This is a genomic window from Leucobacter sp. UT-8R-CII-1-4, from assembly GCF_030010235.1.
Lineage (GTDB): Bacteria > Actinomycetota > Actinomycetes > Actinomycetales > Microbacteriaceae > Leucobacter.
The window spans coordinates 281821-296859 of record NZ_JASCRS010000005.1; the positions used below are offsets into that span (position 1 = coordinate 281821).

General features: G+C 57.7%; 12 protein-coding genes. 4 read left to right on the plus strand and 8 right to left on the minus strand.

The features are described from left to right. Both QBL02_RS12870 and dusB read right to left on the minus strand, forming a co-directional pair. Positions 1-1266 carry a deoxyguanosinetriphosphate triphosphohydrolase gene (locus QBL02_RS12870; RefSeq protein ID WP_282726939.1) on the minus strand — a complete coding sequence of 422 codons (1266 nt, stop codon included), beginning with the start codon at positions 1264-1266 and terminating at the stop codon, positions 1-3. Continuing rightward, positions 1256-2452, minus strand: coding sequence for a tRNA dihydrouridine synthase DusB (gene dusB / locus QBL02_RS12875; protein ID WP_282726827.1), 1197 nt, complete (start codon positions 2450-2452; stop codon positions 1256-1258). Before dusB ends, QBL02_RS12870 begins: the two co-directional genes overlap by 11 nt. 85 nt (positions 2453-2537) lie before the next feature. Between dusB and recO the strand changes: the two genes are divergently transcribed. Then, the gene (gene recO / locus QBL02_RS12880; RefSeq protein ID WP_282726828.1) at positions 2538-3254 is read left to right on the plus strand and encodes a DNA repair protein RecO; all 717 of its coding nucleotides are present in this window, start codon (positions 2538-2540) and stop codon (positions 3252-3254) included. Positions 3255-3311: 57 nt separating this feature from the next. Then, on the plus strand, positions 3312-4097 hold the full coding sequence (locus QBL02_RS12885) for an isoprenyl transferase (RefSeq protein ID WP_282726829.1): 786 nt from the start codon (positions 3312-3314) through the stop codon (positions 4095-4097). Positions 4098-4349: 252 nt separating this feature from the next. Here QBL02_RS12885 and ruvC read toward each other — a convergent pair whose 3' ends face one another. The 6 genes from ruvC to QBL02_RS12915 all read right to left on the minus strand — a co-directional run bounded on the left by ruvC (position 4350) and on the right by QBL02_RS12915 (position 11336). Then, positions 4350-4958: a crossover junction endodeoxyribonuclease RuvC gene (ruvC, locus tag QBL02_RS12890; protein ID WP_282726830.1), complete on the minus strand. Its 609-nt coding sequence runs from the start codon at positions 4956-4958 to the stop codon at positions 4350-4352. A gap of 40 nt (positions 4959-4998) precedes the next feature. Continuing rightward, positions 4999-5763, minus strand: coding sequence for a YebC/PmpR family DNA-binding transcriptional regulator (locus tag QBL02_RS12895; RefSeq protein ID WP_282726831.1), 765 nt, complete (start codon positions 5761-5763; stop codon positions 4999-5001). A 49-nt stretch (positions 5764-5812) separates the two neighbouring features. Beyond that, a complete protein-coding gene (locus QBL02_RS12900; RefSeq protein WP_282726940.1) occupies positions 5813-6316 on the minus strand; it encodes an HIT domain-containing protein in 504 nt (167 codons plus the stop codon). A 41-nt stretch (positions 6317-6357) separates the two neighbouring features. Continuing rightward, complete coding sequence (gene thrS / locus QBL02_RS12905) at positions 6358-8286, minus strand: threonine--tRNA ligase (protein ID WP_282726941.1); 1929 nt, start codon at positions 8284-8286, stop codon at positions 6358-6360. Positions 8287-8491: 205 nt separating this feature from the next. Continuing rightward, positions 8492-10135, minus strand: coding sequence for an AMP-binding protein (locus QBL02_RS12910; RefSeq protein ID WP_282726832.1), 1644 nt, complete (start codon positions 10133-10135; stop codon positions 8492-8494). A 61-nt stretch (positions 10136-10196) separates the two neighbouring features. Next, a complete protein-coding gene (locus tag QBL02_RS12915) occupies positions 10197-11336 on the minus strand; it encodes an acyl-CoA dehydrogenase family protein (protein WP_282726833.1) in 1140 nt (379 codons plus the stop codon). Between the two features lie 152 nt (positions 11337-11488). On the opposite strand from QBL02_RS12915, the gene QBL02_RS12920 reads away from it, so the two are divergent. Both QBL02_RS12920 and QBL02_RS12925 read left to right on the plus strand, forming a co-directional pair. After that, positions 11489-13447 carry an acyclic terpene utilization AtuA family protein gene (locus QBL02_RS12920; protein ID WP_282726834.1) on the plus strand — a complete coding sequence of 653 codons (1959 nt, stop codon included), beginning with the start codon at positions 11489-11491 and terminating at the stop codon, positions 13445-13447. Beyond that, complete coding sequence (locus tag QBL02_RS12925) at positions 13444-15039, plus strand: carboxyl transferase domain-containing protein (RefSeq protein ID WP_282726835.1); 1596 nt, start codon at positions 13444-13446, stop codon at positions 15037-15039. Before QBL02_RS12920 ends, QBL02_RS12925 begins: the two co-directional genes overlap by 4 nt.

Below are 15039 nucleotides of genomic sequence, written 5' to 3' on the forward strand. Positions count from 1 at the left end.
CTAAACGAGCGGAATATCGCACAATCGGCGATGCCAAGCAATTGCAGCCTGATCGGTCAACGAAGCCACCTGATCGATGATGACGCGCCGCGCCGCAGTTTCGTCGCCAGCCTCACGCATATCTGCAGCAAATGCCGGTTCAAGTTCATGCTCGCCCGTCTCCCAGAGCACATCGGCTAGTTCGAGAAGCAGTTCGCGCTGTTTACGATAAGTGGGCTGCCTGCGACCACTTTCCATCACAAAAGCCGCGACGATTCCCTTCAGTACGGCAATCTCTGCCCAGACTTCGCGAGGCACAACAACCTCTGCACCGTACCGTGCGAGCGGGCGACCGTCTGCCGCCTCGGTCGTGTGAGAGATGGCCGCACGCGCAAAACGCCCGATCATGTCGCTCGTAAAGTTCTTGAGCTGCGCCTGATCTGCGCGGCTTCCACGCCAACTGGTAAGCCACGAATCAGACTCGGCGATCCGCTCGAAAGCAGCACCGAGTTCATCTTCAGAAAAACTTCCATCAGCCCAATTCGCTACTGCGCGAATGAGCGTGTCATGACCGGATCGGGCAGTCAGAATCTCAGGGTCGATAAAATCACCGACAACCGCATCTTCAAAGTCATGCACCGAGTAGGCGATGTCGTCGCTGAGGTCCATAACCTGAGCTTCAACACACTTGCGGCGAGCCGGTGCTCCCTGGCGCATCCACTCGAAGATCTCACGATCATCTTCAAAAAACCCGAACTTTGCCGAGCCTGGATTCGCCTCGGCAAGTGGCCACGGATACTTTGTGCTCGCATCAAGCGTGGCACGCGTGAGGTTCAGGCCTACGCTCCGACCGTCGCTATCGAGTCGTTTGGGCTCAAGTCGTGCCAGAATTCGCAGTGTTTGAGCATTGCCTTCGAAGCCACCGTGGCCCTCAGCCCAGGCGTTCAAGGCTTTTTCGCCATTATGCCCGAATGGAGGGTGACCTAGGTCATGCGCGAGGCAAGCCGTGTCAACTATCTCTTGATCCAGCCCGAGCGAGAGAGCGAGTTCACGGCCAATCTGCGCCACTTCAAGTGAGTGGGTAAGTCGGTTGCGCGCAAAATCAACCCCGGCTGTGGGGCTCAGCACCTGAGTTTTGGCGGCGAGCCTACGCCAGGCGCTCGAGTGCAACACTCGAGCGCGATCCCGCGCGAAATCGCTGCGGTTTCCACCGTGCCGCTCAGACACAAAACGTTCTGCGTCGTGTTCGCCGTACTCGCTCACAGTGATTGGGCGCTCAGCCACCATCGACTCCATGCCCAAGGCGCTCAGCTTCGACCATCTCAGAGAGATCGAGGCCAGCCGTCTCACGGTTGTTTAACCAGCCGTCTGGCAGCACAACACGCTTGGGACTTCCGGCACGACCACGCTGGCCCTCCGCTCCCTCACCTGGGTACGGCATCGACGCATCCATCTCAGAGAAAATTTCGTCCATCTGTTCGAGCGACTCGACTGCAGCGAGTGAACGGCGCAGATCTCCACCAACACCGTAGCCCTTGTAGTACCAAGCGACATGTTTGCGAATGTCTCGGCAGGCGCGATCTTCTTCGCCATCGAAAAACTCAACAAGCAATTCCGTGTGACGACGCATCGCCTGCATCACAAAGCCAAGCGGAGGCTTCGCAATTGCCTTCTCGGCATCATCCCAAGAAATCTCGCCAGCCTCAGCCCGAAACGCAGCAACGAGATCACCAAAAAGCCAAGGCCTGCCAAGGCAACCTCGGCCAACCACGACACCGTCGCAGCCGGTTTCACGCACCATTCGAATAGCGTCTTCAGCCGACCAAATATCGCCATTTCCAAGAATCGGCACACTCGTGATCGTCTCTTTTAGAGTGCGAATCGACGACCAATCAGCCTGGCCCGAATAAAACTCACTCGCAGTTCGACCGTGCAACGCAATCGCAGCAACTCCGGCACCCTCCGCCGCACGAGCAGCATCGAGATAGGTAAGGTGGTCCTCGTCGATACCCTTGCGCATCTTCACCGTAAGCGGAATATCACCGGCAGCCTTTACAGCTTGCTCGACAATTGCCCGAAACAGGTCACTCTTCCAAGGCAGGGCCGATCCGCCGCCCTTTCTCGTCACCTTAGGTACCGGGCAACCAAAGTTGAGGTCGATGTGGTCAGCAAGGTCTTCGTCGACCAGGAAACGAACCGCTTCACGCACCGTGACCGGGTCGACACCGTACAACTGGATTGAGCGGGGAGTTTCACTCTCGTGATGCTTGATCAAGCGCAGCGAGGCCGGAGTGCGCTCAACAAGTGCACGACTCGTGATCATCTCGCTGACGTACAGCCCCGCTCCGTATTCTCGGCAAAGCCGACGAAACGCGGTGTTTGTGATGCCAGCCATCGGCGCGAGCACAACGGGTACGTCGAGCGTCAGCGGGCCGATGCGCAGCCGGGAATCGTTCATTGTTGCGGTAGACATATACCGCAATTGTCTCACGGCTACGAAGCGATGTGTGATTGCGCGTTGGATCGCCAGAGCCGCAAGAGTGCGAGACAATTAGGGCATGTCTCTGTATCGCGAGCAAGGCGTTGTGCTGCGCACCCAAAAACTGGGTGAAGCTGACCGTATCGTCACCCTATTAACGCTGTCTCGCGGCATCATTCGAGTGGTTGCGAAGGGCGTACGTAAAACCACCTCAAAGTTTGGGGCTCGACTCGAGCCTTTTATGGTGGCTGACCTGCAACTCTATGAAGGCCGCACCCTCGACACAATCACCCAGGCGTCCACGCTCGGTGCGTACGGGCCACACATCAGCCAGGACTACGACAGGTATCGCGCGGGCAGCGCCATGGTTGAAACCGCCGAGCGGCTCAGCGAGGGTGGGCCTGCACCCGAACAGTATCGACTCCTGATTGGCGCCCTGCGTACTCTTGCGCAGGGAAACATCGCACCCGAACTATTGCGAGACGGTTATTTGCTGCGAGCAATGGCCGCGGCAGGCTGGGCACCCGGCTTTCAAGAGTGCGTGCGGTGCGGCGCCCCAGGGCCACACACCCGAGTGATTGTGCAACTTGGTGGTGTCGTCTGTCAGGACTGCGCGGTACCTGGCACACCACAACTCGAGCCGGGCAGCATCGTGCTGCTTGCCGCTCTGCTCGCCGGCGACTGGGATACCGCTCTCGCCTCAAGTGAACTTGAGCGCGGCCAAGCAGCAGGCATTGTTGCCGCCTACACCCAATGGCATATGGAAAAAGGTTTGCGTTCACTACGCACGAATTGAGACTGCCTGCTGTTTCGCTGCAGCTTTGATGTGCTGGCTGGGGCTATTCTGGTGTGCATGCGCCGAGCCCCCTCAGAGCTGGTACCGGTCGATTGGACCGGCGAATACCCGCCAACCTTTCGTGGCCCCGTGCCGAAACACGTCGCCATTGTGATGGACGGTAATGGGCGCTGGGCCAATCAGCGCGGTCTGCCCCGAGTCGAGGGGCACCGGCAGGGTGAGCAAGCTTTGCTCGACGTCGTTGCTGGAGCTATTCAGGCGGGTGTCACTCATCTCAGCGTGTACGCGTTTTCGACTGAGAATTGGCGCCGCTCCCCCGATGAGGTTCGATTTTTGATGGGTTTCAATCGCGAAGTCCTGCGCGGACGCCGCGCCCAACTCGATGCCTGGAATGTGCGAATGCGCTGGGCGGGCCGCCGGCCAAGACTCTGGGGCTCAGTTATCAGCGAGTTGAAGGCCTCTGAGCGCGCAACAGCAAAAAATACGGGCCTCACACTCACCATGTGTGTGAATTACGGCGGCAGAAACGAACTCACCGATGCAGTGCGTTCAATCGCCGAAGAGGTCGCTGCCGGCAAGCTCTCACCGCACGGCATCACCGAGCGCACGATTGCCCGACACCTTTATGTGCCCGAACTGCCGGAAGTGGATCTCTTTTTGCGATCCAGCGGCGAACAGCGCACCAGCAACTTTATGCTCTGGCAGTCGGCCTACGCCGAGATGGTATTTCTTGACACGCTTTGGCCAGATTTTGACCGCAAGGAACTGTGGCGGGCCATAGGTATCTACGAGGATCGCGATCGCCGTTTTGGCGGCGCAGTCGATACACCCGCCGGATCGTAACGTCGCGCACATCCTGTGCTTGTGTCGTGCTGAGCAATCGTCATCCTGAGCGAGCAAAACGAGACACAGAATGACGGGGCGAGGCAACTCAAACGGGCGAAAGCCTGCCTACTCACTTTCAGCCAGGACCACTCAACATTGTGTCTGATTGAGGCACTGCCGAATACCTGAGACGAGCACGGTAGCTAGTTACATCAGCAAGCCAAGCGAACCGGCGCACACACCGTTCTTGGACCAGTCGAGGTGAACGAGCTAACCACCACGGGCGCCACGGCGGCGGCCCTGCTTCTGCTCAGCTTCGCGCCAAGCCCGCTGCGCTGGAGTTTCACTGCCCAGGCTAGCGCCCAGACTCCCCTGAGTTTCGTTCTGTCGGCGCGCTGTGCCACCGCGTCCGAGATGCCATGCGTGCGTAATCGCAAGGGCAAGGGCGTCGGCCGCATCGGCAGGTTTCGGCGGCGCTGCGAGACCGAGCAATCGGGTAACCATTGTGGTGACCTGCGCCTTATCGGCGGCACCGTAACCAGTGATCTGCTTCTTCACCTCGTTTGGCGTGTACAAAGACACGGGGATCCCGCGTTTCTCAGCAAGAAACATGACCACGCCACTGATCTGGGCAACGCCCATCACGCTTGCAACGTTATCTTGAGCAAACACACGCTCGAGCGCGATGCCGTCTGGTTTGTGCCCATCAAGCAGCCGCTCAATGCTTGAACCGATCTGGTGCAAGCGAGCCGGCGCACTAGCGCCCGCGGGGCTCTGCAGCACCTCTACGTGCTCGAACACGACCTTTCGACCCTGAGCGGTGGTAACAATACCAATGCCGCAGCGGGTGAGCCCGGGGTCAATGCCGATGATTCTCATAGACCCCTCCCCTCACGTCGCTGCGGCATGTGGCGTTGTCTTACTCGTCAGATTCGAGCTCGGCCTGAACCTCAGGGGTCAGGTCAAAGTTCGAGAAGACGTTCTGCACATCGTCGCTGTCTTCGAGAGCATCAATCAGGTTGAAAACCTTACGCGCAGTGTCCGCGTCGATTTCGACCTTCAGGTTTGGCACGAATTCAGCGTCCGCTGCTTCATAATCGATGCCAGCATCAACCAGAGCGGTACGAACAGCAACAAGGTCAGATGCCTCGGTAATCACTTCAAAGGCCTCGCCGTTCGGAGTCGCGTTGACCTCGTCAGCCCCCGCATCAAGCACAGCCATCAGCACATCATCTTCGGTGGTTCCCTCGGCAGGAACCGTGATCACACCCTTACGCGCGAAGTTGTACGCCACGCTACCTGGGTCGGCAAGGGTGCCGCCGTTGCGACTGAGCGCGGTTCGCACTTCTGCGGCCGCACGGTTCTTGTTGTCGGTCAGACATTCAATCATGAGCGCGACACCGTTCGGGCCGTAGCCTTCGTACATGATGGTGGTGTACTCAACAGCATCACCGGTAAGACCTGCACCACGCTTGATGGCGCGATCAATGTTGTCACCGGGAACCGAATTCTTTTTTGCCTTGTGTACGGCATCGGCGAGAGCCGGGTTGCCTGCGAGGTCGGGTCCACCGATACGGGCGGCGACCTCAATCACCTTGATGTACTTCGCAAATGCCTTTGCACGACGCGAGTCGAGAATTGCCTTCTTGTGCTTAGTGGTTGCCCACTTGGAGTGTCCGGCCACGGGTGCTCCTCTTTCTTCTGTCTCTTGTGTAGATAAGTATGCGTGTCTGTCAGCTTGCTGGTCCAGGATCAACCGGCCAGGCGGCCGCGACCCTTTCACGAACATCACCAAGCAGCTGCGGCATTGACTTCGTCTTCGCAATAATCGGGAAGAAATTGGCGTCGGCCCGCCAACGTGGCACAACGTGCTGATGCAAGTGCGCAGCAATGCCGGCGCCCGCAACCTCACCCTGATTCATACCAATGTTAAATCCATGACAACCCATCACATCTTTCAGAACCCGCATCGCGGTCTGAGTGATCTCACCGATTTCGGCCACCTCTTCGGCGCTGGCTTCATCGTAGGTAGAGATGTGGCGGTAGGGGCACACCAGCAGGTGGCCGTTGTTGTAAGGAAAAAGATTCAACAGCGCGTATGCCGTTTTGCCACGGTAAACAATGAGTGCTTTCTCGTCACTCAGTTCTGGTGCATGGCAAAACGGGCAGTCGTGCTCGTCAGGCTGATGCGTATCGGCGACGTAGACCATGCGGTGCGGAGTCCACAACCGCTGCATCTCGTCTGGATCGCCGACCAGCCCGCTCTCGGCGAGGTGCTCTACTCGGTCCACGCGCTCAGCACCTGCTCGTGCGTTTCAATCGAGTTGAGAATGCGCTGGATCGCTTCAGCAACGGGCACACCGTTCATCTGGGTGCCATCGCGGAAGCGGAAGCTCACCGCACCAGCCTCTCGGTCTTCCTCCCCAGCGATCAGCTGGAACGGAACCTTTGCCTTCGTGTGCGTACGAATCTTCTTCGGCATACGATCATCGCTGTGATCAACCTCGGCACGAACGCCCTTGGCACGAAGCTGATCAATCACGCCATCAAGGTACTCACCGTACTGCTCGGCGACGGGGATGCCGACCACCTGCACCGGTGAAAGCCACACTGGGAACACACCCGCGTAATGCTCAAGCAGAATAGCGAAGAATCGCTCGATCGAGCCGAAGAGTGCGCGGTGAATCATAATCGGGCGGTGTTTTTCACCGTCTGCACCAGTGAATTCAAGACCAAAGCGCTCTGGCAAGTTTGGATCAACCTGCACCGTCGAAAGCTGCCAGACACGACCGATCGCGTCGCGAGTCTTCAGATCGATCTTCGGTCCGTAGAAAGCAGCCTCGCCGGGTACTTCGGTGAGCTTGAGACCGGAAGCAAGCGCTACCTGACGCAGTGCGTCGGTCGAACTCTCCCAGAACTCGTCTGAGCCGATCCACTTGTCTTTCTCGTTGTCTTTCATCGAAAGTTCAAGCTCGAAGTCTTCGAGACCAAAGTCACGAAGCATCGAAATAATGAATTCGAGCACCTTACCGGCTTCGGCCTGAAGCTGATCCGGGGCGACAAAGAGGTGCGAGTCGTCTTGGGTGAAGCCGCGAACTCGGGTGAGACCGTGAAGAGCTCCCGATAGTTCGTATCGGTAGACGGTGCCGTTCTCTGCAAAACGCAGTGGTAGGTCACGGTAGCTGCGTGCGCGCTCCTTGTAGATAAGGATGTGCATTGGGCAGTTCATTGGCTTGAGGTAGTAATCAACACCCTTTTTGGTGATGTTGCCCTCGGCGTCTACCTCTTCGTCGATACGAATCGGAGGGAACATGTCGTCTTTATAGTTGACGAGGTGATTCGACTGCCAGAACAGGTCTTCTTTTGAAATATGCGGGGTGTACACATAGGTGTATCCACCCTCAATATGGCGGCGCCGAGCGTGCTGCTCCATCTCGCCACGGATAATGCCGCCCTTTGGGTGCCAGACAGACATGCCTGAGCCGATCTCTTCTGGGAAAGAGAACAGGTCAAGCTCTTTGCCGAGCTTGCGGTGATCACGCTTTGCCGCTTCTTCAAGTCGAACCTGGTACTCGCGCAGCTCATCTTTGCTTGGCCAAGCGGTGCCATAGATGCGTTGCAGCATCGGGTTCTTCTCGCTCCCACGCCAGTAAGCACCCGAGGCGCGAGTAAGCGCCCAGCCGTTACCGATCATGCGGGTACTTGGCACGTGAGGGCCACGGCACAGGTCTTTCCAGCACAGCTCGCCGGTTTTTGGGTCGACATTGTCGTAGATAGTGAGCTCAGCGCCGCCAACCTCAACGTTTTCGTTGTCGTTACCCGAGTCTGCCCCACCCTTGAGGCCGATCAGTTCAAGCTTGTACGGCTCGTTCGCAAGCTCGGCGCGTGCCTCTTCTTCGGTCACGACGCGGCGAACAAACCGCTGCCCCTGCTTCACAATCTTCTGCATCTCAGATGAGATTGCCTTCAGATCTTCTGGCGTGAACGGCTCAGCAGGATCAAAGTCGTAGTAAAAACCGTCGGTGATCGGCGGGCCAATGCCCAGCTTCGCCTCTGGATTGATGCGCTGCACGGCCTGCGCGAGCACGTGAGCTGCCGAGTGACGCAGAATGTTCAGGCCGTCGACACTGTCAATCGAAACGGCCTCGACAGTATCTGTCTCTGTCACCTCTGCTGCAAGATCGCGCAATTCGCCGTTCACGCGCATTGCGACGATAGAACGGTCGGTGAACAGGCTGAAACCATCTGCCACGGTTCGACTCCTTATGAGCTAATAGACCCATTTATCCTACCGGGTATAGGTGAGGAGAGCGTCGGTAGCGCTAACCGCGCGCCTCAAAAGAAGTGGCGGTCGCGCCCATCACCAGGTCATGATGGGCACGACCGCCACTGATCAGCTCGAGCTGGGGTCGTTAAATCATTTCTCTCAGCACGTTCTTCCGAACCTTCCCGGTTGAAGTTTTTGGCAGTTCGACGACAAACTCAACTCGTTTCGGCACCTCAAATTTGCCGAGTGATCCTCGTGCATATTCAAGAATCTCGACCTCGAATTCGCTACGCAGCCGCTGATGCTCCTCCGCACCAATCTCTTCGAGGCCGGGAAGGTGCTCGGTGACGACCACAACGGTCACTGCTTCGCCCCAGTGCTCGTGAGGTGTGCCGATCACTGAGCATTCTTTGACGCGAGGAGCCCCAGACATGATTCGCTCGACCTTCATGGAAGAGACGTTTTCGCCGCCACTCTTGATGACGTCTTTCGCGCGATCAGAGAACCAGAGCACGCCTTCATCGTCCATGTACCCTATGTCACCGCTATGGAACCAACCGTACTTAAACGCCTCTTCGTTTGCGTCGGGGCGATTCCAATACCCAGCTGTGACGTGTGAACCGCGATAAACGATTTCGCCGATTTCGCCCCGCGGTAATAGTTCGCCGTTCTCACCCATAATCGCGGTGCGCACTGTGGTAGCCGGTAGACCCCAGGCAGGATTCTTCGTAAAGCGGTGTTCTGGCAGTTGCACGGTGGTTGCTGGCACGACTTCGGTTTGGCCGGAGCCCATTACTTTGCGCGCGTTTGGCATCATTTCGTCAAGGCTTTCAAGCACCCGCTCGGGCATTTGGGCCATTGCATAGAGGGCAGTTTCAATTGAACTCAGGTCACGGGGTTTCGCCTTGAACTCAGCACTCATGGCTGCCCACATCATCGGCAGGCCGGTGAAAAGAGTGACACGTTCACGTTCAATAGTGTCTAGAACCGCAGCGGGGTTGAATCCGTTATGCAAAATCGCGGTGCCGCTCGCGAGAATAATCGGGTTCGCGAGCGCGTTGAGCGCGGTCACGTGAAAAAGCGGCAACACGATCAACACTTTGCCTGGTGTGCGACGCCAGGTTTCACCGATCAAGATGGTGTTTGAAAGCGCTCCCGTCACGACCGCTGAATGGGTGGTGAGCGCGCCCTTTGGCATTGCGGTCGTGCCTGAGGTGTACAGGCACTGTGCAATATCCTCGCTGTGAATAATGAGACGCAATTCTTCACCGACTGCCGTAGCCGCCAGATCACTGAGCCTGTGAACCCTTGCGCCTGGAATCTCAATCTCAGCATCGCTTCGGCGGTGAATAATGACGTGGTCAAGAGTTGCGCCTGCGGCCAGAGCGGCCTGAAGCACCGGCAGCAGCCCCTCGTCGACGATGGCCGTGCGTGCGTTTGCGTCGCCAAGCATCCAGGCAATATCCGCTGGCGCAAAACCATAGTTGATGGGCATGACGATCCGCCCGGACTTTGCGATACCAAAATAGGCCGGCATGAACTCATAACAGTTGGGCATGATCAGTGCGATCGGTTCGGCCTGTGCAGCCCCGCCCTCGATTGCGATGATTCCTCTAGCAATTGCTTCAGCTTCGTGCTCAAGCGTGGTGTAACTTATACGACGATCGCCATCAACAACGGCAATATTGTCGGGTGCGCGTTCGGCCGCTCTGGTGAGTGCATCACCGAGCGTGTTGCGCCTGGCAAGGTTCAGGTCGAATGGATCGACCAAACTGGTGTCCGCTTTCACGGTTCCTCCTATTGGTGTGGGTACCGGTCATGCCTCATTGCGCGACCGGGCTGGGGTCTAGTTAGACGTCAAAACCGTCAAGCCGCGCGAGAACCTGCAGCATGACTTCATCGGCGCCGCCGCCGATCGAGCCAAGGCGCACGTCGCGTGAGAATCGGCCTGTCCAGTTCTCTTCGAGATAGCCGAGGCCACCATGAAACTGCACAACAGCGTCTGCAACCTCTCGGGCGAGTCTGCCCGACGCAAGCTTTGCCACGGTGGCCTCACGGGTGATGTCCTCGCCGTCTTCGATCATGCGGCACATCTTCTCGTTGAGAGCGCGCAGCATGTCGGCTTGGGCCGAGAGCTCGGTCAACCGAAAGACCGGGTACTGCCGTTCTGAAAGCGGCGTGCCGAATACGGTACGAATGCGCAGGTAATCTCGGGTTTTTTGCAGAGCCCAGTCAATCGAGCCGAGCATACTGAAGGCCGCGGAAAGCCGTTCTACGACAAACTGCTGCATCTGCTGCTGGAAGCCTTTGCCTGCTTGTCCGATCGTGTTACTTACTGGCACTCGCACATTTTCAAGCCGAAGTTCTGCCGTGTCTGAAGATCGCTGGCCGAGCTTGTCGAGTGTGCGGACAATTTCAAAGCCGGGAAGCCCGCGCGGCACAATGATCTGTGACATGCCGCGGTAACCGCCCTCATCGGAAGTTCGAACGAGCATGCAGTACCAATCGGCCTGTGTGCCATTGGTTATAAACGTCTTCGTGCCAGAGATGACCCAATCGTCGCCGTCTTGATAGGCGCTGGTGGTGAGTCCGGCGACGTCCGATCCAGCGTCTGGCTCTGTTACCGCGATTGCGGCGACCTGGGTGCCCTGAAGTGCGGGGCGTAAGTACCGTTCTTTCAGCTCTGCGCTCCCGAAGCGCGCGAGTGAGGGGGTGGCCATGTGCATCTGCACGTTGATCGCAAGCGCGACTCCCCCGATGTTTGGCCGCCCGAGTTCTTCGGCAAACACCATCTGATATTCAAGCGGTGCCCCCTCGCCGCCGTCTTCGACTGGGTATGCCAGGCCAAGCAGCCCCTCTGCCGCGAGCTTTGGAAACAGCTCGTGTGCATCAAAGAACCCAGCTCGCTCCCACTCATCAATGTAGGGAGTGATCACTCGCTCAATGCAGGCCCGGGCACTGGCACGAAACTGTTCGATCTCGGTCGTCATCGTTGACTCCTTGCGCTTTTCACGGAGGGAAACCACCACTGCTGTGTGCGGCCTTGTAATGACTGTAGGCATGAAATCAGAAACAAGCAAGCATGATTGTTTTATTTTTAGATTCGTGCCATAGTTACCGATACATCGAGCCAACACCACGCTTGCAACAGCAAACGAGCGACAACAAGCAGCGCAAAGGCAACGACCCACTGAATACGCAACGCGGCGTATTCAGCGAGACACAACGAGGGAAGGGAAGCGACATTTTGCAGACCACCACCCCAAGCCCGAACACATCGGCCTCTCCCGCGGCGCCCTCCGCCGCTCGGCCAGTGCGAATCGGAAACGCTTCTGGCTTTTACGGCGACAGACTCTCAGCGTTCGCCGAGATGCTCGACGCCGGCGTCGACGTCATCACTGGCGACTACCTCGCAGAGCTCACCATGCTGATCCTCGCAAAACAACAGCAGAAAGACCCTGCCGCAGGCTACGCTCGAACTTTTCTACAGCAAGTGCGAGGATCACTCACCCAGCTAGCAGCAAGTAAAACAAGGGTGGTAGTAAACGCCGGAGGAATGAACCCCGAAGCGCTCGCCGCCGAAATCAATACAGCCTGCAAAGAGACTGGAGTGAGTCTCAACATTGCCCACATCGATGGCGACGACCTCACCGCACAATCCGCAGAGCTAGGTTTCGGCAACGCAATCGCGGCAAACGCCTATCTCGGCGGGCATGGAATCACCGAAGCATTGCGCCGAAACGCGCAGATAGTGGTCACCGGCCGGGTCACAGATGCAGCCCTCACCACCGGTGCGGCGGCCTGGTATCACGGCTGGACAGAAACCCAATACGACGAATTGGCCGGCGCCATGGCAGCCGGACACGTGATCGAATGCGGCATGCAAGCTACCGGCGGCAACTTCTCGTTTTTCGAAGAAATCAAAGACCTCACACGACCCGGATTTCCGATTGCCGAAATCAGCGCTGACGGCAGCAGTGTCATCACCAAACAAGCGGGAACCGGCGGTGCAGTCACCGCGGAGACAGTGCTCTCACAACTCCTGTACGAAGTGAATGGCGCCCGCTATGCCGGACCAGACGCCACACTACGCCTCGACTCCATCACTCTGCACGACCTTGGCGATGATCGGGTACAGATCAGCGGGGTGAAGGGCGAAGCCCCTCCCCCAGAGTTGAAAGTCTCTGTCACGAAGTTCGGCGGGTTTCGTCAGGAACTCGTCTTTCTACTCACCGGCCTCAACGCCGCGGCAAAGGCCGAGCTGATCCAGCGTCAATTCGAACAGGGAATGAAGCTTTCAGGGCTTCCCGCACCACAAGAAATCACCTGGACACTCGCCAGAACCGACCGAGCAAACGCACACAGCCAAGAAGAAGCCACGTCCCGGCTCACACTTGTCGCAAAAGACAGCAATCCAAAACTCGTCGGTCGCGCGTTTGTAGGCACCGCTATCGAGCTTGCACTCGGATCGGCGCCCGGCCTCTTTCTCGATGCCCCTCCGGCCGAAGCAGTGCCCTTTGCACGCTACCAACCCCAATATGTTGAACAAGAAGTACCAACGCAGACCGTGCATCTCGCAGACGGCACCAATGTGGTCATCGAATCGCCAAACAACTATCAAACCCTTGAAGCAACACCATTCGACAGCTTCGACGACCCAACGGGGAAAAACGATGCACAAGCGGCCGAAGTAATCACTGGCGGCAAAGAAATCGCGCTGGGCACGCTCTTTGGTGCGCGCAGCGGCGATAAAGGCGGAAACGCGAACATCGGGCTCTGGGCCCGAAACGAAACAAGCTGGCAATGGCTTCGTGACGAACTGACCACTGAGACACTGCGCACGCTCCTGCCAGAAATCACAGCACTCACAATTGATCGCACCGAACTGCCAAAACTGCGTGCCATCAACTTTGTGGTGCATCGCATGCTGGGAGAGGGCGTCGCATCAGGCTCACGATATGACGCCCAAGCAAAGGGTGTTGCCGAATGGCTACGCAGCAAAACGATCACTGTGCCCGCGAAGCTCGCCAACGCAAGCAAACTTGACGACCACTTCACCGCCACGGCAGCAGCAGACACAAGCGAAGGAATCGAATCATGACCGTACTCACCACCTCGCTCGATCCGGCTTCGACAGATTTCGCCCTCGCAGTGAACGCCATGAACGAACGACTCAGCGAGCTTGACGAAGTCTTCGCAGAACTCGCCGCTGCCGGTGGAGAATCGGCCGTCGCGCGCCACAAAAAACGCGGCAAACTGACCGCTCGCGAGCGGATCGAGCTACTTCTTGACCGCGACACTGCATTTCTTGAACTCTGCCCATTTGCCGGATGGGGCGGAAAGTTCAATGTCGGCGGCAGCATCGTTGGCGGAATCGGAGTGATCAGCGGAGTCGAGTGCATGATCGTCGCAAACGATCCAACGATTCAGGGCGGCACAATCAACCCCGCCTCCCTCAAAAAACAACTACGACTGATGGACATCGCCGAGAAAAATCGGCTTCCCCTAGTTACCCTCGCCGAATCCGGTGGCGCAAACCTCCCCACCCAAAGCCAAATCTTCATTCCAGGCGGCGAGACATTTAGGCGCCTCGCTGAGCTTTCAAAAGCTGGAATCCCAACCGTGACCGTGGTATTTGGCAACTCAACAGCCGGCGGCGCATACCTGCCCGGTATGAGCGACCACGTGATCATGATCGAGCGCCAATCGCAGGTGTTTCTTGGCGGTCCACCGCTCGTAAAAGCAGCAACCGGAGAGATAAGCGATGAGGAATCACTCGGTGGCGCAGACATGCACGCACGAGTAAGCGGCCTCGCCGATCATTTTGCCCGCGACGAACAAGACGCCCTAAGAATCTGCCGTCGAGTTGTTGCCCGTTTGAACCACGAAAAGCTTGGCGCCGCGCCCTGCGAAAGCATCGAACCCCGTTACCCCAACAATGAACTGCTCGGCGTAGTGCCACACGACCTAAAGTACGCATTCGACCCGCGCGAAGTCATCGCCCGAGTGGTCGACGACTCCGACTTTGACGAGTTCAAACCGCTCTACGGACGCAGCATCGCAACAGGCTGGGCGCGAATACACGGATACCCGGTAGGCATTATCGCCAACTCAAACGGAATCATCTTTAGCGAAGAAGCGCAAAAAGTCACCCAATTCATACAGATCGCAAACCGGCAACAAACACCCCTGATCTTCCTGCACAACACCACCGGATACATGGTCGGCCGCAGATACGAAGAGGGCGGCATCATCAAACACGGATCAATGATGGTCAATGCCGTCTCGACCTCGACCGTGCCCCACATTTCCCTACTCATCGGAGCCTCCTACGGCGCCGGCCACTACGGCATGTGTGGGCGTGCGTTCAACCCGCGCTTTCTTTTCGCTTGGCCATCGGCGAAATCAGCCGTGATGGGGGGTGCACAGCTCGCAGACGTCGTCACCTCGGTCGCTCAAGCCTCTGCAGAGGCACGAGGCTTGCCCTTTGACGAAGACGCCAACCAATTGCGCCGAGCCGCAATAGAACAACAGATCGAAGCTGAATCGCTGCCGCTATTTCTCTCGGGAATGGTGTACGACGATGGCATCATCGATCCTCGCGATAGTCGTACCGTGCTCGGCCTTGCACTCTCGGCCATCGCTTCGCAAACAATCGACTCAGACCGCGCCTACGGCATTTTCAGAATGTGA

Coding starts and splice junctions, on each gene's coding strand:
- QBL02_RS12925 (WP_282726835.1), top strand. CDS start 13,444: ATGACCGTACTCACCACCTCGCTCGATCCGGCTTCGACAGATTTCGCC.
- ruvC (WP_282726830.1), bottom strand. CDS start 4,958: ATGAGAATCATCGGCATTGACCCCGGGCTCACCCGCTGCGGCATTGGT.
- thrS (WP_282726941.1), bottom strand. CDS start 8,286: ATGCGCGTGAACGGCGAATTGCGCGATCTTGCAGCAGAGGTGACAGAG.
- recO (WP_282726828.1), top strand. CDS start 2,538: ATGTCTCTGTATCGCGAGCAAGGCGTTGTGCTGCGCACCCAAAAACTG.
- QBL02_RS12915 (WP_282726833.1), bottom strand. CDS start 11,336: ATGACGACCGAGATCGAACAGTTTCGTGCCAGTGCCCGGGCCTGCATT.
- QBL02_RS12870 (WP_282726939.1), bottom strand. CDS start 1,266: ATGGTGGCTGAGCGCCCAATCACTGTGAGCGAGTACGGCGAACACGAC.
- QBL02_RS12885 (WP_282726829.1), top strand. CDS start 3,312: ATGCGCCGAGCCCCCTCAGAGCTGGTACCGGTCGATTGGACCGGCGAA.
- QBL02_RS12900 (WP_282726940.1), bottom strand. CDS start 6,316: ATGCAGCGGTTGTGGACTCCGCACCGCATGGTCTACGTCGCCGATACG.
- dusB (WP_282726827.1), bottom strand. CDS start 2,452: ATGTCTACCGCAACAATGAACGATTCCCGGCTGCGCATCGGCCCGCTG.